Raw genomic sequence first — 26,177 nt, 5'->3', positions numbered from 1 at the left:
TTGACGTTATTGTTAATTGACATGTTTCCTCGTACGACGGTTTTTCAAAAATGACCGAAAAACCCATTGACATGTTCTCATGAACAAATGGTTGTCAAAATGGCCCATAGACATCAATTCAATCAAATCAAGCCACGTTGAGACGGTCGTGCTGATGTCAAGGAAAGAGGGGTAATTGGCGCAAAAGCCCAGTAATATTGTGGCTTTCGGGATTCGACCTCGAAAGAACATCAGGAGCACTAATCGATTCGAGAGAACATATCTACTGTGATTTTCTGAAAAATGTGCGAGGGTTGAGTAGTCCATTTAGATGTCGTAGGGTTGAGTGGCCGAGATAGATATTAAGGGCGTTGAGTGTCGAGGATAGATGTCAGAGCGACAAATCAGAATTTATAGAGATGTCATAAAATGGGAATAAGGGAATGTAACAAAAATGATTTAAACGATATTTATAGTTTGATTTGTGAACTTGAAAATAAAAAAATGAATATTTCAAAATTTGAATTAGCATTTAAAAAGAAAATGGACGAATCAAACTGCTATTGTGTAGTTGGAACTATTAGCAATAAAATCATTTCTTTTTTAAGTTTGAATATAACCTATCAACTACATCATTCAGAAAAAGTTGCCACAATTGAAGAACTGATTGTAAATTCAGAATATAAAAATAATGGCTATGGGAAATTACTAATTGAAAAAGCAATAGAATACTCATAAGAAAATGGTTGTGAGGTATTAGAATTAACAAGTGAGCATTACGATTAAATAAGGACACTTTCACGGTCAAATAGGGACACCCTCACGCCCGAATAAGGACACATAAACGGGCATGAAGGACACCCTTTGTATTAGTTAATCAGTCTATTTGATATCATTGTCACCTTTCTCTGCAGCTTCCATATAAGAGGCCTTCAGTCCATGACGCTCACGCATAGATACTTTTCCATCAATGATGATTTCAAAGGCATTATGTATGATTCGATCTATGATAGCCTCTGATATGGGCCCATCGCTGGCAGGGCTAATCCGTTCATACCATCCTTTTGGTCCATACTGGGTACAGAAGATGGTGGAACCATGATACATCCTTGCTTCTACAATTTCTAGAAGATCATATGCTTCATGCTCCTTCAGACACCGTATAAGCCATTCATCCATGATCAGAAGGTCAACCTTTTGGTAGTTTTTAATAACTTTTTTGAATGTGCCAAGCCCTTTGGCAACGTTAAGTTCATCCAGGAGCTCCGGCATCCTTATGTAACGTACTGCTCTCAGCTTGCGACAGGCAGAAATACCAAGCGCACATGCAATCCACGTCTTCCCATTGCCCGAAGCACCTTCTAGTATTACATGATGCTGCTGATCGATGTACTGGCAGGTTGACAGTCTAAGCATCATCCCTTTATCCAGTTTTCTGTCCGGGTAATACTCGATATTTTCTATGCAGGCTTCTGGATTAGCGAAGCATGCCTGTTTGATATATTTATTCAGTTTGTTAGCTTGACGCTTTGCCCATTCAGCATCCACCATCAGGCCGAACCTTTCTTCAAAGGACAGGTCTGCATAGGTCCTGGGGTCATTAAGTTGTTCTTCAAAAGAAGCTACCATGCTGCTGAGTCGCATTTTACGTAAAGTTTCAATTGTTGATTGATTAATCATTGTGCTTACCTCCAAAATATTCTGCTCCTCTGGTAAAGCTGTATTGGCTTGAAGATGGTGCTGAATCTGTGATTGCAGCAGATGTAGGTTTTTTTAGCTTGTCCTGCCCTGTCTTAAGGATAATATCAATATTTCGGATACTTGGGTTAGGGACATAAGCCAATGCTCTCTCGCATGCCATTTCCAGCCTATGATAACCGTATTTGTCAGCCATCTTGGTAAGGCTTGCACAGTATTTATACCCCTGCTCGGCAACCTTTCCTGAGGATAAGAATGATCTCACAACAGTTACTGTATGTAATCCAACGCCTTCGGCCCATTCTAAAAATGATTCCTGGTTGTATGACAGATATTTCTTGTGATTATCTGGCATATGTTCAACTTTAATGATAGGATCTCTCCGCTTTTCAGATATGCGTGGATGAGAGGATACCCTTGATCCCTGATAAAATGCTTCTATGGTGGTGGAGGTAATACGGATATCTACTTCTTGACCAATTAAATCAAAAGGAACAGAATACTTGTTTTTTCCATCAGTTATGAGATAATCATACTTAATAGTGGCAGTTGACCAGACAGCCAGCTCATAGGGAGAAGCGGGTAGTGACTGGAGAAAGCTCTTTTCTTCTTCCATAAATGCACTATACCGGCTTCCTTCCCTCTGGGTAAAGGGCTTTCTATTGAACTGATTAAGCTTTTCTGCAATAGCACCATTCAACTCTTGGATGGAAAAGTATTTTTCATTGCGTAAAGCTGCAATAATCCAGGTAGATGCATGGTTGACAGTTCCCTCTGCATTAGGCTTATCCTTGGGCCTGTCCACTCTGGCCGGTATGATTGCTGTGTTATAGTACTCAGCCATTTCAGAGTAGCTTCTATTTAACCTTGTCTCATAACGGGTATTGCTGATTATTCCCGTTTTTAAATTATCAGGAATAAGGATGCGCGTAACACCATCAAAGTATTGGTAAGCGTGTATATGCGCTTTAATCCAGCTTTCTGTACCATGGTTTAAAAAGGCTTCAGCATAAGCGTAACAGCTGCAAGGTAATACCGCTACGAAAAGATACGCAGGGATTTCTTCTCCGGTTATGCTGTCATAAATGGTAAGAATGTTTCCTGCCCAATCAACCTCCATGGTATCTCCAGGTTTCCTTTTGATACGCATGGTTGCTTTTGTTATCTTAGCCCATTTGCGGTAGCTGTCGCAGAACTGGGTATACTGATATGGCAAGGAATTCTCTGCATAACATGCTTCGCAATATTCAGCCCAAAGAAGTGTAAGTGTTACTCCTGACCTGGCCAGTTCTTTGTGCATGAGTGCATAATCTGGGATTTTCCTGTCTGACTGAGCACGCTCGGGATAAAAAAGATTTTGTATTGCCTGATTATTTAGATCATCAGACAAAGGCCAGTATAATCCATGGATATCAGCTAGCCTATAAACAGAGCCGACTGTATCCTTTGAACTGTGAACGCTTGCAGCCACCTGGCGCTGGCTGTAGCCGAGGCTTCTTAGCCTCATAATTTCTCGATAATCAACCATTATCGAACCTCCTTAAAATGTAGTCCGTATTGTAAAGTTAAATGAAAGTTGAGGACTCGTCAGCCCTTCTGGTACAATGGTTTTGACACAAAACAATGTACTCCCGAAAGGAGACGAGTCCTCATGACAAAATCATACCAGATTTGCTGTCCGAAATGCAACAACCATCAAAACTTTTATCGTTATGGCAAAGATAAATATGGAAACCAGAAATATCTTTGCCGTGTATGCGGGCATCAATTTGCGCCGGATGCCCATGCGGCTGACAAACCCGGAAGGCCGCGCGTGCGTCCTTATCCGACTTGCCCTGTCTGCGGAAAAGCCATGTTCCTTCACCATGACCACAAATACTACTCAAACTACCAATGCTGCGACAAGAAGTGCGGCCATTCCATTTTTGTGCCGAAACCGGCTGCCGTTACGGCACCTTCCATGTCGAAGCTGTCCGGGAAAACAGATTTCAAGCGGATGCGTTATCCAGTGCATGTTATCCTGACGGCACTGTCGATGTTTTATCTGGGAAAAAACTCTTTCCGTAATATTGCTTTGATTCTGCGTACTGTCATGAATATTCAGGTTTCCCACACTACTATCAGTAACTGGTGTACGAAATTCGCGCCTTTGTTTCAAAACATCGCGCTTGAACTGATGCCAACGCTCAATTTCAACTCCGACGAATGGCACGCGGACGAAACTGTAGTAAAAATCCGAGGCATGAAGTATTACCTCTGGTTAATTGTGGACAGCGAAACCCGCTTTGTTCTCAGCTTCCACCTTTCCAGGCACAGGGACAGCCCTCAGGCGTTTTCCTTACTAAATTCCGTTAAACATCTCGGTAAACCCGGAGCCATCGTCACCGACCGCTACAGTGCTTACAAAGTTCCTGTAAAAGCAGTGCTTGGCGTGAAACATATCCGGGTCCAGAGCTTCAGCGATGATATTACCAACAACCTGATCGAATGCTTTAACAAGCAATTCAAGGCGTGGTACAAAACCAAACAGGGATTTGCCTCGTTCGATTCCGCCAACAATCTTATCGCGGTTTTTCTCTTCTTTTACAATTTTGTCCGCCCTCATTCCGCTCTTGACGGTCTGACCCCGGCACAAGTTGCGGGCCTAAACCTTTCTGCCAGAAGCAAACGCAAGCTTTTCCTCGTCGCTTGAAGCAATTGGCTGATTTCCCTTCTTAATCTTTCATGTTTACTTTACAAAGCCATGTAGTCACACAATTATGTGCAACTTCATTATAGGAGATATATTTTGGGAGGGACAGTGTCCCTATAGAGCGTTGAGGTGTCCTTCTTTTACCGGCAGGGTGTCCTTAAATCACCGTGAAAGTGTCCTTAACTGAACGTAATACTCAACAAGTAATTTTATCAGACAACAAGCTGATAGAGTACAATAAAGTTCGCAATTTCGAGAAGGTATAGAAAAGCCATTGGGACTCCGATAAAATGAATGGTATCGAGACATTCAAAGAAGGAGTTGGCCCCAATGACTCAAGGAAAGAATAACACAGATCTTACGGAATTGCTACTGAAATGTATGGCGGAGCCCGACCCGATGCTCAGTATGCTGGAATGGCTCTGCGCTCAACTGATGGAGGCGGAGGTTTCCGGCCTTGTGGGAGCGGAAAAGAATGCGCATAATCCGTCTCGAAGCGACTACCGCTGCGGATATCGCCCCCGGCGGCTGGATACTCGCGTAGGGACGATGTATCTCATGGTGCCAAAGCTGCGCAGTCAGGGATACATCCCTTTCTTTGTCACGGAACGCAAACGCAGCGAGGCGGCGCTGATACAGGTTATTCAGGAGGCGTTCGTGCAGGGCGTGTCTACACGGAAGATGGAAAAGCTGGCTCACAGTCTGGGGATAGAGAACCTCTCCCGCAGTCAGGTCAGTGAGATGACAAAAGGACTCAATGAACAGGTACAGGAATTTCGCAACCATTCTCTGACGGATACCCGTTATCCTGTCATTTGGACGGATGCCCTGTACGAAAAAGTCCGTATGGATGGCCGTGTCGTCAGCATGGCGGTGATGGTTGTCTGTGGCGTAAACGAGCAAGGACACAGGGACATTCTCGCCGTAGAACCGATGCTGGATGAATCCAAAGAGAGCTATTCCCAGTTGTTTCAAAGTCTTTTGGATCGCGGTTTGAAAACGCCGCTGCTGGTGGTTTCCGATGCGAACAAAGGGCTGATTGCCGCCATCCGAGAAAGTTTTCCCGGCGCATCCTGGCAGCGCTGCAAAGTGCATTTCATGCGAAATATTCTGGCTCATATACCGCAGAAAGAAAAAGAATCCTTTGCAGCCCAACTAAAAGAAATCTGGCTGGCACCTTCTCTCCAATTAGCCCAACAGCGCGCAAAGCAGTTGTCGGAGCAATATGGGAAGCGGTTTCCCAAGGCAATCGAGCTTCTGGAAGATGGGCTGGAGGACTCACTGGCTTTCTATGCATTCCCCGAGCTTGATGCCCGTAAAATTTCATCGACCAATATGCTGGAACGGCTGAACAAGGAAATCCGGCGCAGAACCAACGTCGTTGGGATATTTCCAAACAACGATTCCTACTTGCGGCTGGTAACAACATATCTCATGGAATACGCTGAAGATTGGTCTGTTTCCAGAGCATATTTGAATCCTAAATCGATTCAGACACTTCTGCTAAACGCAGCTTAATTTATTTCGTGGAGCCCCTAAATTGCGAACTTCTCTTGACACAGCCAAAAACGGAAGCGTAGTTTATGAGGACTATTGGCATGGATACCGGCGCGGGGATACACTCAATATTATGTCGGTCACCAAGAGCATCATGGCGCTTCTGACGGGTATTGCAATTGACAAAGGGTTTATCAAGAGTGTTGACCAAAAAGTTTTGGAATTTTTTCCGGACTATCGGGTAAAGCGGGGAGAAAAGACCATCTATGAGGTTACGCTCCGCCATCTACTCACGATGACGGCCCCGTACAAGTACAAGTCCGAACCCTGGACAAAGGTCTGTACCAGTGATGACTGGACCAAAGCAGCGCTTGATCTTCTTGGCGGAAGAAAGGGTATCACAGGGGAGTTCAAATATTCAACGCTTGGGATTCAGATTCTGTCCGGTGTGATAGCTAATGCCAGCGGCATGAGTGTGATTGATTTTACCAATACCTATCTCTTTGAGCTGCTCGGAATTCCGCGTCATATCAATAAGGAAGATCGATCGAAAGAGGATCAGTTTAACTTCTTAATGAGTAAGGAACCGAAGGGCAATGTCTGGTATGCAGACCCACAGAAAGTGAATACTGCCGGTTGGGGACTGGCTCTGTCGGCAAACGATCTTGCCGTAATTGGTCTGATGTGCCTTCAAAAAGGCGTATATAATGGGAAAAGAATTGTAGCGGAGGCATGGATTAACGTATTTTCTACTTCCTATATTGATTTAGATGATCGGTTTGGGAATATGTCATATGGCTTTCTATGGTGGATTATCGATGCCAGCAAACGAATTTATGCGGCCATCGGGGATGGAGGAAATATCATCTATGTGAACGAGGCAAAAGAAATTTGCGTTGGAATCGCAGGTACCTTTCAACCCCGGATATTTGATCGCGTCCAGTTCATTCAGGAGAAAATCGAACCGCTTCTTTCATGAACCAATCCTGCTTTACTGACAGGTGTTGGTCTGTTCTCTAGAACGAAATCAGGCTTGGCGCGGGAAACAAAGTTTTTCTTGAGAACGGGAAACACAAAACATAAACACGCCCTGGCTGAACCTTAGCCTGAGCTCATTCAGCTTCATGCTCGTGTGTAAGTGGAAATGGGAGTTTGTATGAAATGAAAATAAATGCATACGCATTAAATTCTTTTGCGAAAACAAAGGAAGGCGGAAATCCGGCAGGCGTTGTTCTGAATGCGGATTCCTTGTCCGAAGAAGAAATGAGAAAGATTGCCGCCGTTCTTGGATTTAGTGAAACTGCTTTTGTAATGCAATCCAATACGGCAGATTTTAAAGTGAGATTCTTTACGCCGAAGGAAGAGGTGGACCTGTGTGGCCATGCCACGATTGCGGCTTTTTACGCAATGTCCAATCTGAACCTGCTAAAACCGGGAGAATATAAACAGGAAACCAGAGCCGGAATACTTGGCATAGAAATTCACGACGATGGTTTTGTTATGATGGATCAATCGATTCCGATATTTTCGGAACTTCTCACAAAAGAAGAAGTAGCGGATTCTTTGAACCTTTGTGCATCTGAAATTTTACCGGATTTACCGGTTCAAGTGGTGTCAACAGGGCTTAGAGATGTTATGGTTCCGGTAAGGAGTATGGAGATTTTAGATAAAATCAGACCGGACATGGAAAAAATAAAAACAGTTAGTCGTAAATATCATACCGTCGGATACCATGTCTTTTCTTTGGAATCCTTACATGGCGCGAACGCTTACTGCAGAAACTTTGCACCCCTATATGGGATCCCGAAAGAAGCGGCAACAGGCACATCAAGTGGCGCGCTTGGCTGCTACCTATACCACTATGGAAAAATCAGCAGGGAACAAGCTTCCAATATCGTTTTTGAACAAGGCTACTCTATGAAAAGGCCGTCTGAAATCCGGGTATTTTTAGGGTAAAGGAAAATGAAATTTATGAAGTCAAGGTCGGGGGAAAAGCGATGAATTTGACACCTATGGAAGTTGAAATATAGAATATAGCAGGACCACCTGCCACCAGTTCCCATTAGGTTTTTTGATCTCTTTGAAGTAAATGTGGTTGATTGGAAGATTAAAACGTGAGATTTTTCAGAGCATGCACCTGATTTTCACCGAGCGAAAAAGGACGCTCTTTGGGCAACTAGCTTGCTTTTACCCGTCGGAAAGTGCGGAACGCGTGGCATTTGTGGTTTTATAAATTTGTGCAATAGCAAGAGGCTTTGTAAAGTAAACATGAAAGATTAAGAAGGGAAATCAGCCAATTGCTTCAAGCGACGAGGAAAAGCTTGCGTTTGCTTCTGGCAGAAAGGTTTAGGCCCGCAACTTGTGCCGGGGTCAGACCGTCAAGAGCGGAATGAGGGCGGACAAAATTGTAAAAGAAGAGAAAAACCGCGATAAGATTGTTGGCGGAATCGAACGAGGCAAATCCCTGTTTGGTTTTGTACCACGCCTTGAATTGCTTGTTAAAGCATTCGATCAGGTTGTTGGTAATATCATCGCTGAAGCTCTGGACCCGGATATGTTTCACGCCAAGCACTGCTTTTACAGGAACTTTGTAAGCACTGTAGCGGTCGGTGACGATGGCTCCGGGTTTACCGAGATGTTTAACGGAATTTAGTAAGGAAAACGCCTGAGGGCTGTCCCTGTGCCTGGAAAGGTGGAAGCTGAGAACAAAGCGGGTTTCGCTGTCCACAATTAACCAGAGGTAATACTTCATGCCTCGGATTTTTACTACAGTTTCGTCCGCGTGCCATTCGTCGGAGTTGAAATTGAGCGTTGGCATCAGTTCAAGCGCGATGTTTTGAAACAAAGGCGCGAATTTCGTACACCAGTTACTGATAGTAGTGTGGGAAACCTGAATATTCATGACAGTACGCAGAATCAAAGCAATATTACGGAAAGAGTTTTTTCCCAGATAAAACATCGACAGTGCCGTCAGGATAACATGCACTGGATAACGCATCCGCTTGAAATCTGTTTTCCCGGACAGCTTCGACATGGAAGGTGCCGTAACGGCAGCCGGTTTCGGCACAAAAATGGAATGGCCGCACTTCTTGTCGCAGCATTGGTAGTTTGAGTAGTATTTGTGGTCATGGTGAAGGAACATGGCTTTTCCGCAGACAGGGCAAGTCGGATAAGGACGCACGCGCGGCCTTCCGGGTTTGTCAGCCGCATGGGCATCCGGCGCAAATTGATGCCCGCATACACGGCAAAGATATTTCTGGTTTCCATATTTATCTTTGCCATAACGATAAAAGTTTTGATGGTTGTTGCATTTCGGACAGCAAATCTGGTATGATTTTGTCATGAGGACTCGTCTCCTTTCGGGAGTACATTGTTTTGTGTCAAAACCATTGTACCAGAAGGGCTGACGAGTCCTCAACTTTCATTTAACTTTACAATACGTAGCAAGAAATAAGGAGTAAGTACTTATGAAATTGATGATCATCCGTCATGGGGATCCGGATTATTCCATCGATTCCCTTACCGAAAAGGGATGGAGGGAAGCCGAACTGCTGTCCAACCGAATAGCAGCCATGAACGTTAAGGCGTTTTACTTATCGCCTTTGGGCCGGGCTAAGGATACGGCATCTGCTACGCTGAAGAAGATGAACCGGACGGCGGAGATCCTTCCATGGCTTAGGGAATTTGAGGCCCCGATTGTGGATGAAGAAACAGGGGAAGAGCGTATTCCCTGGGACTGGCTTCCCGCGGACTGGACTACAGTTGAAGAGTTTTATGACAAAAATCTTTGGCATACGGTACCCGTTATGCGGGCGGGCCATGTGATTGACGAAGCGATGCGCGTTTACTCCGGGCTGGATGCGGTGTTGGAAAAACACGGTTACAAGCGGGAAGGAAACTTGTACCGGGCGGTCAAGCCGAACAATGATACCATTGTTTTGTTTTGTCACTTTGGTGTGGAGTGCGTCATGCTGGGACATTTGCTGGGAATCTCTCCTATGGTTGTTTGGCATGGATTTTGCGCTTCTCCCACGTCTGTGACCACTTTGATTACTGAAGAGCGGAGAAGAGGGATCGCTTATTTTCGGATGAACTCCTTCGGTGATCTGTCCCACTTGTATGCTGCGGGCGAGAAGCCATCCTTTTCGGCAAGATTCTGTGAAACCTACGACAATGCGGATGAACGGCATGATTGATGTTTACGGCAGAACCAAGGAATACCATAGATAATAAAAATGATAAAATAGCCATGTTGCGGCACTTGTACTATCCTGTTCCCACTGCTACTTTTGGATTTTGGTCATTCGGTCAATGTACCGCCACAGCTCTTCTTTTGTTCGGATGGTATCATTCTGCTGATGAACGGTAAGCTGTTCCCGAACCGGAAGTTTTAAAAGATATGCCCGGCACTCGTCATCGTCCATCAGCAAATCATGTAAATCCTTATATATTTTATACATATCATCACCTCCACTCATAGTTTTCGCAGGATTTTTTTAATTAGTACAGGCCCCATTCAGAAGGAATGAAAAATGCCCTGAAACACAATCTGTGTTTCAGGGCATTTTTCATCCGTATACCGCTAGCATACAGGCCGCCAAAATCAGAATGCAGACAGCGGAAAAACAGTCCCATTTATCCGGTCCGGCCCGGGCGGCAAGTGCCCGGTCCACGATGGCGTTGATCCCAAATTGCAGAGCTGTTCCGGCAGCGACCACGAAAGAGGATAGGTACCACCGGTGCATTTTTGTAAAGGTGAACAGACAGCAGATACCCCAGAGGTATAGCAGTGAAATCACCATGCATGGTATGCCTATGGGCGTGAGCCACCCAGGGGAGGGTGACATCTGCCTTGCATGGAAATTCAGGAATTACTGGGATATAATGGCACAATGCTTGCTTTTGTTCCCGCAGATGTGATATACTTAATAAATTAGAATTAATATAATAAACGAATTATAATAATTATTTGTAATGACTATTATAAAATTATAAATCGATTGTGTTTATGAAAAATGAAGAGATGGATTACTGATTTCAGCGTAAAATATTCACAAAAATGGGATAAATTTGAATTTTACAGCCAAGAATACATTAGAAAGTTTTTCCATTTTGTTAAAATTATGGAGGACACACTATGACTGGCTATGACAACTTATGTATGAACTGCATATCTGATACAGCCGGCAGAACCGAGTGCCCGAACTGTGGATTCCGCTCCAACGAGCCGCAGATGAACCACGCTTTACCGTACCGCACCATACTTCAAAACCGCTATCTGGTTGGGCGGGCAAAAAAATGCAACGGGGAAGGAATCACTTATATCGGTTATGACACGGTTCTGAATATCCCGATTGAACTGCACGAATATTTTCCGCAGACAATCTGCGAACGTAGCAAGGACCAAAAAACGGCGCGTATTTTCCCGGGCAGTGAAATCATCTATGAAGAATGCCTGAATGAATTTTTGAGTTATTCCCGCGAAGTCGCCCATATGCGCGAGCTTTCTTCCATTGTGCAGATTTACGACATATTTAAAGAAAACAATACGGCATATACCGTATCCGAATGGAGCGACTGTATTACGCTTCGCTACTTTGTGGAGCGCAGCGGCGGCAGTCTGAGCTGGAATACTGCGCGGCAGCTTTTTATGCCGGTGCTTTCTTCGTTGACGGCTCTTCACGCGGCGGGAATCAGCCACCTTGGCATTTCCCCAGATACGCTCAGCATTACAAAGGACGGGCGGATGAAGCTGCGGGGTTTCTGCATTAAAACAGTGCGCCGCATGGACACAGACCTTCCGCCGGATTTGGTACCCGGCTGCGCGGCGGTCGAACAGTATATTATGGATTATGAAGCCGGGGAGCCGACCGATGTTTACGGCTTTGCCGCTTCCTTGTTTTTTACCTTAACCGGAACCATGCCGATGGAAGCGCCGAAACGCAGGACGGATACGCGCCTGCTGATTCCTACCAGTATTCTCCGCAGCCTGCCGCCTCACGTTGTGTCTGCTATGGCAAACGCGCTGCAGGTGTCGCCGGAGAAGCGGACGCAAACGTTTGAACGTCTGCGCGATGAATTGTCTGCAGCGCCTACCGTAACGGCCACCATTGAGCACACGCAGCAGCTGGAACAGCCGGTTTCCAGACCGGTCCGCCGCCCTGCGCCGGAACCTGAAAAGAAAAAAGAAGTGCCTGCGTTTTTGTGGGTTGTTCTTTCCTGTGCGTTTGCCCTGGTCGTATTTACCGTAATTGGCATGACTTGGATCTCCAATATGGATAATACCGGTGCTCTGGCTTCGGTCGGGCAAACCGCATCTTCATCCCAAACGGATGAATCTTCTTCAGAGGAGAACCTGCTGGTCGCCGACAGTGTCAGTTCGGATGATCCCAACATGATTGAAACTCCCGATTTAACCGGACAGAGTTATGAAAGCCTGAAAAGTGCGGAATCGTCCGGAGCTTCTTCGGAAGGCAGTGCGGATTACCAAGTCCTGCTTTCTTCCTCCCAGTTCAGTGATACGGTGCCGGAGGGAATGATTATTTCGCAATCTCCGGAACCGGGAACGAAAATGACAAGGGGTGCGGAAATTGTGGTCGTGGTCAGCAAGGGCCCTGCTGTTCGCACGTTGCCGTCCATTACCGGAAAAACCCTTACAAATGCCTCGGAAACAGTAACCTCTGCGGGATTTGTTCCGACGAAGGAAGAAGAATACAGTGACACCGTCGCGAAAGGCCTTGTGATTGGATATCGTGATGTTAAGGAAGGCAGCCAGATGGCTTATGGTTCGCAGGTGGTGATTTTAGTCAGCAAAGGTCCCGCACCCAGCTCCACCGTCAGTTTTGAGCCATCGCGCAATGTGGGTTCTTCTAACACATCCGAAGTTTTGGAAGGCTGATTCTCCCATAAAATTAAAATTTTGTTTCCTGATACAAAGGGGTATTGCAGAAGAAATGTTCCTTCTGCAATACCCCTCTTTCTAAAAAATTGTCCAATTCACCGTCTTTTGTCCCTGCATTTCTCATTGTGATAGGAGAAGCTCACAATTTTTTAAACATAGATAGAAAGTATTGCGGTTATGGAAATGCGGTCCCGGCCTCGAACTTTACACCAAAACCAAAAAAGGGCGGGCGCAAAATGCGCTCGCCCAAGTGATTCAATTAACACAGCAAATCAGTCGCTGCTGAAGGGAAGCAGTGCAAGGTGACGCGCACGCTTAATCGCGGTGGTCAGCTCACGCTGATGATGTGCGCAGGTTCCGGTAACTCTGCGGGGCAAAATTTTAGCCCGCTCAGAAATAAAGCGGCGGAGCTTGGCAACATCCTTGTAATCAATGGTTTCCACTTTGTCTACACAAAAGCTGCAAACCTTTTTACGACCTTTGCGGCCGCCCTGACGGCGGTCTCTTTCCGGTCTGTCAGTCTTATTTTCAGCCATGGCCAGAAGCCTCCTTTTCTCAAATGTTTGGAGCGGAAATCTCAAAAATCAGAACGGCAAATCGTCGTCTGAAGGCATTTCCTCGAAATCGCCTGTATCACCGCTTGCATAAGCGGGAGCAGGCTGATCTGCGCTGACGTCTGCTCTGGAATGATAGTTGCCCGACGCCGCGGCGCTGTCGCGCTTGGACTCAGCAAAGTGAACGTTGTCGGCCACCACTTCAAACGCTTTGCGCTTGTTGCCGTCTTTATCCGTGTAAGAGCGTGTCTGAATGGAACCCTGTACGGCAACCAGCTGGCCTTTGCGGAAATACTTGCACACAAAGTCCGCTGTGCTGCGCCAGGCGACCACGTCGATAAAATCGACCTGACGGTCTGCGCCCGCTTTTACATAGGAACGATCGACCGCAAGAGTAAAGCTCGTGACGGAAATATCGTTCGCTGTATGTCTGAGTTCGGGGTCAGCTACAAGCCTGCCCATCAAAACAGCGACATTGAGCATTCAAATCACTCTTCCTTCTTACTTTTCTTTCTTTACGATGAGAGAACGAAGGACACCGTCGGTAATGTTGTAAATACGATCAAGCTCGGCGGTGAATTCAGGAGCACTCGTGAAGTTGATCAGCGTATAGTAGCCTTCTTCTTGTTTCATGATCGGGTAAGCAAGTCTGCGTTTACCCCATTCATCAACACTTTCAACCGTACCATGTGCTGCGATCAGATCTTTGAACTTCTGAACCGTTGCTGCGATACCGTCTTCTCCCAGCGTAGTGGAAAGAATGAAAACGGTCTCATAGGAATTAATTACGTTTGGCATAATTTGCACCTCCTTCTGGACGTTAGGCCCCGGTGTTGTACCGGAGCAAGGATAAAAGCTGCAAAGCAGCTTAACAGGTCAATTATATCAGCAGGAACAAATGAAGTCAAGCCTGAATTTTACAGAGAGGCGCAAATGCTCTTTAAATAGTTTCGGAAGTCCGCCCCAATTTCCGGGTGGTTCAGCGCGACTTCCACCTGGGCCTGCATAATGCCGAGCTTGTTGCCCATATCATAACGGGTCCCGGTGTAATCCACCGCAACCATGCCTTCCCGGCGTGCAAGGGTGCACATGGCGTCGGTCAGCTGAATTTCACCGCCTGCTCCCGGCTGTGTTTGATCTAAAATATCAAAAATGTCCGGAGTCAGCACGCAGCGCCCAAGGATGGAGTAAAGGGACATAATTTTGTCCGGGCTCGGCTTTTCAATCATATCGGTGCAGTTGAAATAGTTGTCGTGAATCGGTTCCACCTTCAGGGAGCTGTACTTGGTGATAGCCTCTGCGGAAACTTTTTTTACGCCCAGCACGCCACGTCCGAATTCTTCATAAGCGCGGATCAGCTGACCGCAGGCAGGGTCTTCCCCAATGATGACGTCGTCGCCGTATAAAACCGCGAAAGGCTCGTCCCCCACAAAAGAGCGGGCACAGTTGACGGCATGTCCAAGACCGCGTGTTTCCTTCTGACGGACAAAATAAATATTGGCAAGGTGAGAGATGTTGATGATGTCGTTCAGAATTTTTTCTTTTTCCGGGCCGCCGCTGGTCAGTCGGCCTTCCAGTTCCGGCACGCGGTCAAAATGGTCTTCTATCAGTCCCTTTCCGCGGTTGGTAATAATCAGAATATCGGTGATGCCGGAACGGACCGCCTCTTCCACAATATATTGGATTGCAGGTTTATCAACAATCGGCAGCATTTCTTTCGGCATGGATTTTGTTGCGGGCAGTACTCTTGTTCCAAGTCCGGCTGCGGGAATAACGGCTTTTGTAACTTTCTTCACGTCTAACAACTCCTAGTTTTAAAAATTTGATATGTACAGCAGAATCATATAACAAATGACCAGGCTGACTGCCAGTGCGGTATTTACGCCGCCTTCTTCCTGAAGGCGCACGGCAGCTTCTGAAGTATTCTGTGTTTCCTCGCGGATTTGTTTTACCTTGCGGGTGCAGTGCCTGGAATACCATTTGTTTCCGCTGAAGCCCACCACCAGCATAATCACAAATTCAACGATTGAGATAAAGCTGGGCAAAAAGCACAGGAGCACCTGATCCAAGGGAAGCTGCGCAATCAGTTCCCAAATTTTCAGGGCTTGATCGTAGGATGTTACAAGGCTGTCGGAGGAAATGCCGGTCTGCTGCATGATCGTTTCAAAAATTGGCCCTGCAAAATTCAGGGAAACATAAAACGAAAGCAGGTGGAGCGCAAGCATAACGGCGGTAACAATGGAGCCAATCTTATATAGTTTGCGGTACAGCAGCCATCCGCCCGTAAACAGAAAAGCGCTGAAATTAAACCGGTTGTGACCGAATTTTTTTTCGTTCATAAAAACCGGCAGATAATACTGCGTGTTATTCTGTACCAGCTTGGCAACGTCGCCGGCGGGAACGTCGTCAATGGGTTCGTTTGGGTTGACTCCGCCCATCGGGTCGAAAATAAAAGGAATCTGTGCGTCGGGAAAGCCGTTCTGCGGCGGGAACCCGTTGGAAGCATTCGGGTTAAACGGTGCACCGTACGGCGGGAATCCACCATTTTGCTGCGGCTGGCCGCCGGGATAGCCACCGGGATTCTGCTGGCCGCCGGCAGCAAGAGGAAGTCCGCAGTGTTGGCAGAACAGTGCGTGTTCGGAATTCGGGCAGCCGCAGCGCGGACAGCGCTTTGCAGGTTCTCCTTCCTGCCAGGCTTCTTTTTCCTGCGGCGGAGACCAGGTAAAGGATGCCCCATGTTTGTCCGAAAAAACACATTTCCCCGCCTGCGTGTAGCATTCGCGGTGATAGGGAGCTCCACATTCGGGGCAGACGACAATATCGTCGTGGGCGGTAAAAGGTCTTCCGCAAACCGGACATTTGGAACCGGTATAATCAGTCATATCTGATCCTCCTAAGAAAGGAATTCCATCCGTTTGTAACGTAAAAAATTACGGACGCGCCGTTTTCTGTTGGCATAAACAGAGATTTTTCAAAATTGTAAAGTACCCTGCATGGAAAAAGGTGAAAATTCGTGGGATTGTTTTCAGTCGGTAATTTTTTACGATTGGTTTACAAACGCAATTTAGCGAATATATCACCTTATTGTATCGGATTTTTTGGAAAACTTCAATCGTTTCTTACAGAAGTTTTCTTCGTGTTCATAAAGTCTGTCGGTTTCCGTCGGGTCGAAATAAAACAGAAAGTCGGAATTTGGTGTGCTCCAGCACGATTAAATTATTGAAAATCCCATGGCAAAGGCGGCCGCTGGGGAACCTCATTTACCTGCTGCGAATAATCTTTACAATGCAAGGAAAATAAATTATAATAAATCAGTTAAGCCGTTCCTTTTGTCACCGGAAGACGGCTGCCGTGGAAAGCCGTAAACGAAAAAACGGCTCAGCGGCGGATAAAAACATGATTATTTGATTTAAAGGATGATAATATGCTGCAATTTGAAGAGTTAAAACTTGCGCTGGAAGCCCTGAAACCGGATTTGCAGGACCTCGCCGACGCACTCGGGCTGGACGGGATGCGTGAAGAGATTGCGAAGCTTGACGAAAAAGCTTCTCAGCCGGGCTTTTGGGACAATCAGGAAGAGTCGCAAAAGACCCTGCAGCGTTCCGGAATGCTGAAGAATAAAATTGCGGCTTATGAAAGCCTGAAAAGCGCATATGAAGACACTTATGCGCTGATTGAGCTTGCCGACGAGGAAGGGGATTTGTCCCTTTTGCCGGAAGCGCAGGAAGAATTCAACAAAGTGAAGTCTGAGCTGGAGGCCCAGCGCCTGACCACATTGCTTTCGGGCGAATACGATTCCAAAAATGCGATTCTTACTTTTCACGCCGGCGCGGGCGGTACGGAGGCGCAGGACTGGGCCGAAATGCTGTACCGTATGTACTGCCGCTGGGGCGAGCGTCGCGGTTTTCAGGTGAAAACCCTGGATTATCTGGACGGGGAAGAAGCGGGGCTGAAAAGCGCCAGCATTCTGGTGGAAGGCGAAAACGCCTACGGCTTTTTGAAAAGCGAAGCGGGTGTTCACCGTCTTGTGCGCGTTTCTCCGTTTGACGCTTCAGGCCGCCGTCACACTTCTTTTGCTTCGCTGGAAGTGATGCCGGAAATTGACAACGACATCGAAATCGAAATCAACCCGGAAGATATTAAAATGGATGTTTACCGTGCCAGCGGCGCGGGCGGGCAGAAGGTTAACAAAACCTCATCCGCAGTTCGTTTAACTCATATCCCGACCGGCATTGTGGTTGCCTGTCAGGTGGAACGCAGCCAGTACCAGAACCGCGACGTTGCCATGCGCATGCTGAAATCCAAGTTAATGGAAATCAAAGAGCGGGAACATCTGGACCGGATTGAAGATATTAAGGGGGAGCAGAAGGAAATCGCATGGGGTTCCCAGATTCGCTCTTATGTCTTTATGCCTTATACGCTGGTGAAAGATCACCGCACGGGTTACGAATCCGGCAATATCAACGCGGTAATGGACGGCGATTTGGACGGGTTTATCAATGCTTATCTGAAAGCGCAGAATTTGGATACGATTAATCAGGATAATGCTTAAAGATAACGGCTTTTGAGCAGGTTGAACACCATAATTTAAGGTTTATTTTATCTTTATTGTTACAAAAATGAAATCCGTATGTAACAATACTGGAATGTTTTATTTCTAAAAAAGTACTATACAAGATTCTTTCAGCAACATATAATGGGATAAATAAAAAATATTGTCGCTTGAAAGGTTGTACTCAATATGCTTTGTAAACGTTTCAGAATTGGACTGATTCTTTGCCTAGCCATTTGTAGCGCCGCAGTAATTTCTATGTACGAAGTACCGATTCAGGAAAATATTGCTGTACAGAAATCGGTATCATGGCCACTTACCGGCGGAAACCGGCTGGCATCTCCCGTGAGAAAGCCCTCGGTTCCTTCTTCCGCTGCGGTGGTTCTGTCCGTACCCAAGCCGATTCATCCGGAAAAAGCGGCGAAGCCTCCGGTCGATTTTTTACGGCTGCAGGGAAAATACCACCTGGTTTCCATCCCAACCTATGACGGTTCTTATCAGCTCACTCATCCCAAGATTCTTTATTTTGCAAATAAATGGAACGGTTATGAATACTGGATGTCCATGACACCGTACCCGTACGAGCGTGACATTTATGAAAACCCTTCCATCGTAGTGTCCCACGACGGCAAAACCTGGGGGCTGCCGGTCGGGGGAAAAAATCCGGTATCCGGGATTCCGGCAGATTCCAAGCAGGGCGGCCATTATTCGGACCCGCAGCTGGTCATGAAGGGCAATACCATGGAGCTGTGGTATCGTTACAATCCGTCGCTTCCCAATAAGAAAAAGAGGCGTCTGCCGAACAATTCGGTGAATATTTATTACCGCAAAACCAGCACGGACGGCGTGCACTGGAGCCAGCCGGAAAAGCTGCTCGAAAGTTCCGATGGGCATCTCAGCCTTTGCGTCAATTACGAGGACGGTGTCTACAAAACGTGGTGGGCAACTTACGGCGGCCAGCTTTTCTATGCGCAGAGCAGGGACGCACATAACTGGAGCACCCCCGTTGCCTGTACGGTTCCTCTGCCCAAGGGCCGCCAGCCTTACCATCAAGATTTGATTCGTCATAATGGGGAATATTATTTGCTGCAAACGGCGGAAAAGGTGTCCAATTACACGTTTTCTCTCTTTTTGCTTTCCTCGCAGGATGGAATTCATTTCAAGAACGTACAGTCGATTTATCCGGATGTAGATATGGTAAACCTCAAAAATGTTTCCTTATACCGAAGCACGTTTTTTGTCAAGGACGATAAAATGCATTTTTATATCTCGATGATTCTTCCACGCCTGAAGTGGTATATTTCTACCACTACGGTTCCCTTACCGAACGCTTCGGAACTACCCCAGCACATTCAGAAACTTTAAAACCGTTCTCTTTGTACTGTACAGAACGGGATCTAATATCATAGTCCTCCAATTAAGATGTTTACAAGAGCGAATATCGTTTTGCATAAAAGTGGTACGATGGAAGTTGAGTGGGAAACAGTCTTGATTGGAGGATTTTTTCATTATAAACGGACCGGAACTAAATGCATTGCGCATTTGTGTTCCTCTCCTGCCAAAAGGCCTTATAAATGAATCCGTTCTGTCAAATCAATGGATTAAAGCGAAATGGGTATGCCACACGTGGCATACCCATAAATTTTTGTAAAGCTTTTCTTTGAAGAAAAATATCCGATTCTGCTATAAATAGCAGAAAGAAGATGTTGCCGTAAAGGATTTATTGGAATTGTCAACGTTTTACTCTAGTTTTTTCTACAGAATTAATTTGATTAATGATAAAAAATATATTAATATGGTAATTACGCATTTTGGCCAAATTAGAAATATAAGACGGAGGAGGCACAAAAATGAGACTGGTGGGGAGAGTTCGGCAAATTGCGGATCACTTTAGTCGGATTATTGATGATTTTTCGCTAAAGAAAAAATTATTTTTGCAGTATATTTTGTGTGTTGTGGCTCCTGTTATTCTTCTGAATGGAATATTGCTGACTAATCTGTTGGGCAAAGAAACAAGAAGGCAGGAAAATGATATGCAGAACATTGCCAATGCCGTTCAATACAATATTACGCAAACAATCGACGATGCGGTTTTTATTACAAAGGATTACTGGCGGAGCCAGACAGCCAATGATTTTCTGGAAACTAAATATGCCTCTCCGTATGATTTTTATCGAAGATACAACGAAATTGAAAGCAATTCAATCGCCGCAGACGTAAGTTTGGTGGGCCGCGGTGCTTCTCTGCATCTTTATTCCGATAACAGCAGCATCATTAACGGCGGTGAATTTGGAAATTTCAGCCGCATCCAAAATCAGGAATGGTTCCGGTATTTTAAGAATTCCGGGCAGGCACTTGTCATTTACCCTTATATTGTGAAAACCGACGAAGAGGGAAATGCGCAGGATCCTGTTTGCCGAATCAGTGTCATCCGCAGGTTGGACGCGTACCCCGGATGTGAAAAAATACTGAAGCTGGATTTGGACTACGGTAGTATTGAAAATACAATTATCAATTCCGACTTTGCCTACGCCGTCTATGTTTGCTCCGGAAATAAGGTTTTGTTTTCCAATCGTGTCAGTACCTCTCAGAATGGCGAATTTGGTGTTTTTCCCGATGCGCAGCGAAAAAACATTGGGTATGTACAGCCTTTGGAATTTTATACACAGCAGTGGAACATTTATGTCATCCGCCAGGAATCCAGCGTTCTTCTGATGCTTAAAAACAACCTGGGGCTTATTGTGGGGGTGGTTGCTTTCAGCGTTCTGTTTCCGCTTGCTTTCATGTACTTGTTCAACCGCTCGTTCACATTGCGGCTAAGTCAACTGAGCAGCCGGTTGGAAGGGGTAGGGGAAGACAACGATCATCTTGAAAAAATCTGCGATATCCGCGGGCGGGATGAAATTGGCGAACTGATGCACAACTACAACCGTATGGCTGCCAGAATCAATGAACTGATTCAGGTGGTGTATAAGCGGAAACTGCAAGAGCAAGAAGCGGATATTGCCCGGCAGCGTGCGGAGGTACTTGCCCTTCAAAGCCAAATTAACCCGCATTTCCTGTTTAATGCGTTGGAAAGTATCCGCATGCACAGCATCATCCGGCATGAAGAGGAAACGGCCGAAATGATCTGTAAATTATCGCTGATGATGCGGAATTCCATGGAGTGGTCGGAGGACGTTGTCACGGTTGCGGAGGAAATCCGGTTTGCCGAAGCATACCTGCAGCTGCAAAAGTACCGTTTCGGCGATCAGTTGTCTTACCGGATTCAGATTGCGCCGGACTGCGAAAAGCTCTATATTCCAAAACTTACGATTGTCACTTTCATTGAGAACGCCTGTGTACATGGGATTGAGGAAAAAGCAAGCCCGGGCTGGGTTTTCCTCGAAGTTGTCCGCTCTAATGGGGAAATGATACTGGAGGTGGAAGACACCGGTGTCGGTATGTCAGCGCATGCGCTTGCGGTTATGCAGGAGAGTATGGAATGTGCCAGCATGGAACGTTTGAAAGCGAAGGGCAGCCGAGTAGGGGTGATGAACGCCTGCGTGCGGATTAAGTCTTTTTGTCAGGGAAAAAGCCGTTTCCATGTTGAGAGTGAAGAGGGGGTCGGCACGACAGTGACCATTCATATTCCATTGGAGTGTGCCCAAAGACAAATGGCTTTCGGTTCGGGTGTTGATAATAACGAAGATGAAAAAGGAGGCAGCGAACCATGCTGAAAGTTCTTTTGGTGGACGATGAGCCGTTTATCCTTCAAGGTCTTCGGGAAATCATTGATTGGGAGGCACAGGGCTTTTATATTGAGGGCACGGCGGAAAATGGACTTTTGGCCATAGATTTTCTGCGTGAAAAGCCCGTTGACCTGATTATTGCGGACATCCGCATGCCCCAGATGAACGGTATCGAGTTTTTGGAGACAATCAGAAAAAATCACATTTCCAATGCACGCTTTGTCCTTTTGAGCGGCGTCAGTGATTTTGCAAGCGCCCAGAAAGCCATTCGGCTGCAGTGTATGGAATATATTCTCAAACCGGTTCAAAAGAATGATCTGCTTAAATTGCTGAGCGATGTTTCAAACAGTGTGAAGCAGGAACGGGAGGCGAAAAAAGAAAGCGCGCGAATGGCAGAGGCTTTTTACGCACGCAGCATGGTTGCACTCCTGATGGGTACATATGATCATGCGGATATCGAGAATGTCCAAAACCGTTTAGGCAAAGTTACTTGTTTGCAGTATGTTGGCATGGAAGCGAAAAACTGCTTGGAAAACGAAGAAATGTCGGATGACGAGAAGCGAACCTTTCAAAGAGTCCTTTACCGTTCCTGTCTGGATTTTATCGGAGAAAAAGGCCGTCCGTACTGTATTTTCGGCGTTACACAGCGGAAAGGATGCTATGATGTCGGAATTATTTGCTGCAGCGAATTATGCAGTCTTCTTGGAATGACCACACCCGTCTTTTTAGAGCAGCTTCGCGCATTTGTTTCCCATGCTGTTCAGCGCCCGGTTCTGTTTTATGTTGGGTCGCAGGTGGATAAATTGACCCAGCTTTCAGAGTCATACCGCACGGCCGCGGTTGCAAGAACTTGCCAGGCTTTTACAGTCGGGCGGGATTTGGGCTGGCTCGAAAAGAAAATGAAGATCCCCTCCAACGGCGTTTCCGAAGACAAACGCATTATCGACGCAATGATTGACGCGGTTGCTGCCAACGACCAGTCTGAAATCAAAAACGATGTATCGCAGCTTTATAACAAGTTTCGTGATGCCGATGTTGATGAAGAGTTAATTGCGTTGGATATGGATTATTTTCTGTTTCATCTGCTCCATCTTGCGTTTCAGCAGGATGATAACATCAATCAAGAAGAGATTCTGCATTATATCAGCGAAAATGCATTTGACAGCGACAGTTCGTGCGACAGTGAAAACAACCTTCTGCGCTTTGCCACGGAGTACGCGGAATACCTTGCTTCGGTCCGGAACAAGTGCGCGCGTGGCATCCTCGGCAATATCGAACAGGAGATCAAAACACATTACGCGGAAGATCTGAGCCTAAAAACATTGAGTGAAAAGTACTATCTGAACAGCGCCTATTTGGGGCAGATTTTCAAAAAGAAATTCGGTGTGAGTTTTAAAAACTATCTTACATCTCTGCGGGTTGAAAAAGCGGCCCAGCTGCTCCTCGAAACGGACGAGAAAGTATATAAAGTTGCCGAGCAGGTAGGTTATCACGATATCGACTATTTCATTGACCGTTTTGTTGAAATAAAAGGCTGCACGCCGACGAAATTTCGGCGACGGGCAAGTTGCGTGGAAAAGGACGAAAATTTATAGTTTGCTGGAGAAAATATAGTGTTTTTTACAACATCTATACTTTCTCCGGGTCTTCCCAAAACTTTTTCCCGTTGTGGGGTTTGTGCAGTTCGTCTATAATTGGCATGTAAACATAAAAAAGTGATTGCAAAATCACTATGTGGAGGAATTGAATTATGAAATCTGCAAAGAGAATTCTGGCGTTTATGCTTTCTGCGGCATTAATGGTCGGTGCCTTTGCCGGCTGCAACGGCAAGCAGAGTTCGTCTTCGGGCGGCACAGCATCAGCCAGTTCTGCGAAAAGCACAGGTGCAATCAAGAACTTCACTGCGTTTTTTGCCGTTCCACTGTCCGGTGCCGACACCAAAGACACCAGCGAGGTGAAACAGAAACTCGCAGAGTTAACCGGCGCGCAGGTAAAAGAAACATGGCTGACCGGCCAAACCTGCGATGAGGCAATCGGCATGATGATTGCCGGCGGCCAGTACCCGGACTTTTTGGATGGTTCCAACGCGACACCTCAGCTTCTTCAGGCGGGGGCATTTGTCAATTTAGACGACTACATAGGAAAATACCCAAACATACAAAAATATTTCACAACCCTGCAGTGGGCGCAGCTCCGACAGGCGGAGGGCGGCCACATCTATTACATTCCGCAGTTCAGCGCCACATATGGCGAGCCGAACGAAACCATACATAATGACGAGGCGTTCTGGATTCAGACCCGTGTTCTGAAATGGGCCAATTATCCGAAGATTACAACGATGGATCAGTATTTCGACCTGATCGAACGTTACTTAAAAGCAAACCCGAAAATGGCGAACGGCACGCCGAACATCGGCTACACCATCCTGTGCGATGACTGGCGCTATTTCTGCTTGGAAAACGCGCCGGAATTCCTCGACGGTTACCCGAACGACGGTTCCGTTATCGTGGATCCGAAACAGCAGAAGGTCATCGATTACAACACGACTCCGACTGCAAAGCTATACTTCAAAAAGCTGAACGAAGAATACAAAAAGGGCATTGTTGATCCGGAAAGCTTTACGCAGAAATACGACCAGTACATTTCCAAGCTTTCTACCGGCCGTGTTCTCGGCATGATTGACCAGTACTGGGATTTCGAGTACAGCATTGTTCCGGCATTCAATACCCAGAAACTGGATCAGCAGGGCTGCGACTACGTTCCGCTTCCAATCACCATTAAAGATGGCATTAAAAACCAGTGGCATACCAAGGACGGCAGTGTTCTGAATGTTTCCAGCGGCATTGGTATTACAACAAGCTGCAAAGATGTTGACGGTGCCATGCAGTTCCTGAACGATCTGCTTTCGCAGGAAGCGCTGGCCCTTCGCAATTGGGGCATCGAGGGCAGAGATTATTCCGTCGGCCCGGACGGATTGTTTACCCGTTCGGACGAACAGGACAGCAACTGCAACAACCTGACTTATCAGGCAGCACACCTGTGCCCCTACAGCTACTTCCCGACCTTTACCGGAAGACTTCCGGATGGGAAAAACTCCGTTATGCCGAATCGTCAGCCTTCTCTGTTTGAAAAGACACTAAAGCAGGATGTTAAGGAATGTTTCGCCGCTTACGGTGCGAAAAACTATGTCGACATGCTTGGCAACAACGACAAACCCGGCGACTGGTACCCAATGTATACCTATTCCAGTTCCTTGAACACTTCCACTCCGGCCGGCCTTGCCTGGACGAAGATGGCTGAGTGCAAGCACAAATGGCTGCCTCAGGTTTGCATGGCAAAGGATTTTGAATCCGAATGGAACAACTACATAACGGCTTACAATGCATGCAAACCGCAGGATTTCATTTCTGCAATGCAGACAGAACTGGAGAATCGTATTAAGTTTGCTCAGGAAAACAAGTAACCTGAACGGCAGTATGGCGCTCTTTCAGAAAAACGTCAAAATATAACTAACGGTGAGAGCAGGCGGCCGCGGCAAATGATTTGGCCGGCCGCCTGCTTTTTTAACTGCGCATTTCAGATTGGATTCTTACAAAAATCTCAGAGGTGATTTATTATGAACGCCAATGCAATACGAGGTTCTAAGCGCCGAATGAGTTGGAAAGCATGGTGTAAACAGGCGAAGGAACAGAAATCGCTGCTTGTTCTTTCGGTTCTGTTTTTTGCCTACGGGTTTATCTTTTGCTATTTGCCGTTGGTTGGATGGCTCATCGGTTTTCAAGATTACCGCCCGCGTGACGGTATACTCGGCTCTAAATTTGTGGGGCTGCAGGTGTTTCAAACCCTATTTGAAGATCCGGAATTTTGGCTGACGGTTCGCAACACCCTTGCGATGAGCCTTTTGAATCTGGTTTTCAGCACGATTTTTGCAATTCTGTTTGCAGTTCTTCTGAATGAGGTTCGCTGCATGATCGGGAAAAAATTTGTACAGACGGTTTCTTATCTGCCTCATTTTCTTTCCTGGATAGTAGCGTGCAATATTCTGTTTGATACGCTCGGCAGCACAGGAATTGTGAATGAGCTTCTTATGAAAATGCATGTGATTACTGCCCCGTTGAATTTCTTTTCCTACCCGCAAGGTTTTTGGTGGATTGTGGCCATTGCGGTTGTCTGGAAAGAAACCGGCTGGAATGCAATCATTTATCTTGCCGCCATTACTTCCATTGACCCCAACCTTTATGAAGCCGCCGCCATCGACGGCGGCGGAAGGTGGGTCAAAATGCGCTATATTACACTTCCGGGTATCGCCAACACGATTATCATTCTACTGATCCTGAATGTGGGCAATGTGCTAAACTCCGGCTTTGAAGTACAGTATCTGATGGGCAACGATGTCATACGCGATTTCTCGCAGACCATTGATATCTATGTTTTGAAATGGGGCATCAGTCAGAGCAATTATGCCATCGGTACTGCGGCAGGTATTTTTCGGAGTGCGGTAAGTATTGTTCTTATTCTTATCACGAATGCAATCGCCAAACGTACCAGCGATACAAGGCTATTCTAAGGAGGA

The 26,177-nt window shown here is 46.3% G+C and carries 23 protein-coding genes; 13 read left to right on the top strand and 10 right to left on the bottom strand.

Annotated elements, in window-relative coordinates:
* The first annotated feature begins 408 nt into the window (after nt 1-408).
* Entirely contained in the window at nt 409-717 is a 309-nt protein-coding gene (locus tag ACSVDI_RS09860; RefSeq protein WP_457942559.1) for a GNAT family N-acetyltransferase, read from the top strand.
* A 144-nt stretch (nt 718-861) separates the two neighbouring features.
* Here ACSVDI_RS09860 and ACSVDI_RS09855 read toward each other — a convergent pair whose 3' ends face one another.
* Together ACSVDI_RS09855 and istA are read right to left on the bottom strand one after the other, a co-directional pair.
* Complete coding sequence (locus ACSVDI_RS09855; RefSeq protein ID WP_457942557.1) at nt 862-1,659, bottom strand: ATP-binding protein; 798 nt, start codon at nt 1,657-1,659, stop codon at nt 862-864.
* A complete protein-coding gene (gene istA / locus ACSVDI_RS09850) occupies nt 1,652-3,205 on the bottom strand; it encodes an IS21 family transposase (RefSeq protein ID WP_457942556.1) in 1,554 nt (517 codons plus the stop codon). The genes ACSVDI_RS09855 and istA overlap by 8 nt, the downstream gene beginning before the upstream one ends.
* 123 nt (nt 3,206-3,328) lie before the next feature.
* Here istA and ACSVDI_RS09845 point away from each other — a divergent pair, with 123 nt between their 5' ends.
* The 4 genes from ACSVDI_RS09845 (at nt 3,329) to ACSVDI_RS09830 (ending at nt 7,822) form a co-directional block, all read left to right on the top strand.
* The gene (locus ACSVDI_RS09845) at nt 3,329-4,369 is read left to right on the top strand and encodes an IS6 family transposase (RefSeq protein ID WP_059031389.1); all 1,041 of its coding nucleotides are present in this window, start codon (nt 3,329-3,331) and stop codon (nt 4,367-4,369) included.
* A 330-nt stretch (nt 4,370-4,699) separates the two neighbouring features.
* The gene (locus tag ACSVDI_RS09840; protein WP_457942554.1) at nt 4,700-5,887 is read left to right on the top strand and encodes an IS256 family transposase; all 1,188 of its coding nucleotides are present in this window, start codon (nt 4,700-4,702) and stop codon (nt 5,885-5,887) included.
* Nucleotides 5,888-5,909: 22 nt separating this feature from the next.
* A complete protein-coding gene (locus ACSVDI_RS09835; protein WP_457942552.1) occupies nt 5,910-6,845 on the top strand; it encodes a serine hydrolase domain-containing protein in 936 nt (311 codons plus the stop codon).
* A gap of 182 nt (nt 6,846-7,027) precedes the next feature.
* On the top strand, nt 7,028-7,822 hold the full coding sequence (locus tag ACSVDI_RS09830; protein WP_457945631.1) for a PhzF family phenazine biosynthesis protein: 795 nt from the start codon (nt 7,028-7,030) through the stop codon (nt 7,820-7,822).
* A gap of 346 nt (nt 7,823-8,168) precedes the next feature.
* On the opposite strand, the gene ACSVDI_RS09825 is transcribed toward ACSVDI_RS09830, so the two are convergent.
* Entirely contained in the window at nt 8,169-9,209 is a 1,041-nt protein-coding gene (locus ACSVDI_RS09825; protein ID WP_059031389.1) for an IS6 family transposase, read from the bottom strand.
* 124 nt (nt 9,210-9,333) lie between these two features.
* On the opposite strand from ACSVDI_RS09825, the gene ACSVDI_RS09820 reads away from it, so the two are divergent.
* Nucleotides 9,334-10,062: a histidine phosphatase family protein gene (locus ACSVDI_RS09820; protein WP_457942551.1), complete on the top strand. Its 729-nt coding sequence runs from the start codon at nt 9,334-9,336 to the stop codon at nt 10,060-10,062.
* A gap of 87 nt (nt 10,063-10,149) precedes the next feature.
* Here ACSVDI_RS09820 and ACSVDI_RS09815 read toward each other — a convergent pair whose 3' ends face one another.
* Both ACSVDI_RS09815 and ACSVDI_RS09810 read right to left on the bottom strand, forming a co-directional pair.
* Complete coding sequence (locus tag ACSVDI_RS09815) at nt 10,150-10,326, bottom strand: hypothetical protein (RefSeq protein ID WP_457942550.1); 177 nt, start codon at nt 10,324-10,326, stop codon at nt 10,150-10,152.
* Nucleotides 10,327-10,434: 108 nt separating this feature from the next.
* Nucleotides 10,435-10,668 (bottom strand): hypothetical protein, encoded by a 234-nt coding sequence (locus ACSVDI_RS09810; protein ID WP_457942548.1) that lies wholly within the window; start codon nt 10,666-10,668, stop codon nt 10,435-10,437.
* Nucleotides 10,669-11,003: 335 nt separating this feature from the next.
* Between ACSVDI_RS09810 and ACSVDI_RS09805 the strand changes: the two genes are divergently transcribed.
* Nucleotides 11,004-12,764, top strand: coding sequence for a PASTA domain-containing protein (locus ACSVDI_RS09805; protein WP_457942546.1), 1,761 nt, complete (start codon nt 11,004-11,006; stop codon nt 12,762-12,764).
* 275 nt (nt 12,765-13,039) lie between these two features.
* Here ACSVDI_RS09805 and rpsR read toward each other — a convergent pair whose 3' ends face one another.
* The 5 genes from rpsR to ACSVDI_RS09780 all read right to left on the bottom strand — a co-directional run bounded on the left by rpsR (nt 13,040) and on the right by ACSVDI_RS09780 (nt 16,203).
* Nucleotides 13,040-13,303, bottom strand: coding sequence for a 30S ribosomal protein S18 (gene rpsR, locus ACSVDI_RS09800; protein WP_457942544.1), 264 nt, complete (start codon nt 13,301-13,303; stop codon nt 13,040-13,042).
* Between the two features lie 48 nt (nt 13,304-13,351).
* Complete coding sequence (locus ACSVDI_RS09795) at nt 13,352-13,804, bottom strand: single-stranded DNA-binding protein (RefSeq protein ID WP_457942542.1); 453 nt, start codon at nt 13,802-13,804, stop codon at nt 13,352-13,354.
* An 18-nt stretch (nt 13,805-13,822) separates the two neighbouring features.
* Nucleotides 13,823-14,119: a 30S ribosomal protein S6 gene (gene rpsF / locus ACSVDI_RS09790; RefSeq protein ID WP_457942540.1), complete on the bottom strand. Its 297-nt coding sequence runs from the start codon at nt 14,117-14,119 to the stop codon at nt 13,823-13,825.
* A 119-nt stretch (nt 14,120-14,238) separates the two neighbouring features.
* The gene (locus ACSVDI_RS09785) at nt 14,239-15,117 is read right to left on the bottom strand and encodes a UTP--glucose-1-phosphate uridylyltransferase (RefSeq protein ID WP_457942539.1); all 879 of its coding nucleotides are present in this window, start codon (nt 15,115-15,117) and stop codon (nt 14,239-14,241) included.
* 18 nt (nt 15,118-15,135) lie between these two features.
* Complete coding sequence (locus ACSVDI_RS09780) at nt 15,136-16,203, bottom strand: RING finger protein (RefSeq protein ID WP_457942538.1); 1,068 nt, start codon at nt 16,201-16,203, stop codon at nt 15,136-15,138.
* Nucleotides 16,204-16,745: 542 nt separating this feature from the next.
* On the opposite strand from ACSVDI_RS09780, the gene prfB reads away from it, so the two are divergent.
* The 6 genes from prfB to ACSVDI_RS09750 all read left to right on the top strand — a co-directional run bounded on the left by prfB (nt 16,746) and on the right by ACSVDI_RS09750 (nt 26,171).
* Nucleotides 16,746-17,873: a peptide chain release factor 2 gene (gene prfB / locus ACSVDI_RS09775; protein WP_457942536.1), complete on the top strand. Its 1,128-nt coding sequence runs from the start codon at nt 16,746-16,748 to the stop codon at nt 17,871-17,873.
* 258 nt (nt 17,874-18,131) lie between these two features.
* A complete protein-coding gene (locus ACSVDI_RS09770) occupies nt 18,132-19,238 on the top strand; it encodes a sialidase family protein (RefSeq protein WP_457942534.1) in 1,107 nt (368 codons plus the stop codon).
* 485 nt (nt 19,239-19,723) lie between these two features.
* Nucleotides 19,724-21,592, top strand: coding sequence for a sensor histidine kinase (locus ACSVDI_RS09765; protein ID WP_457942532.1), 1,869 nt, complete (start codon nt 19,724-19,726; stop codon nt 21,590-21,592).
* The gene (locus tag ACSVDI_RS09760) at nt 21,586-23,199 is read left to right on the top strand and encodes a response regulator transcription factor (RefSeq protein WP_457942530.1); all 1,614 of its coding nucleotides are present in this window, start codon (nt 21,586-21,588) and stop codon (nt 23,197-23,199) included. Before ACSVDI_RS09765 ends, ACSVDI_RS09760 begins: the two co-directional genes overlap by 7 nt.
* A 155-nt stretch (nt 23,200-23,354) precedes the next feature.
* Entirely contained in the window at nt 23,355-25,067 is a 1,713-nt protein-coding gene (locus ACSVDI_RS09755) for a sugar ABC transporter substrate-binding protein (protein WP_457942528.1), read from the top strand.
* Nucleotides 25,068-25,256: 189 nt separating this feature from the next.
* Entirely contained in the window at nt 25,257-26,171 is a 915-nt protein-coding gene (locus ACSVDI_RS09750) for an ABC transporter permease (RefSeq protein ID WP_457942526.1), read from the top strand.
* Nucleotides 26,172-26,177: the final 6 nt, after the last annotated feature.

It is taken from the genome of Caproiciproducens sp. LBM24188, assembly GCF_054130445.1.
The sequence above is the reverse complement of the archived record's forward strand: the minus strand, read 5'-3'. Positions and strand labels throughout refer to the sequence as shown.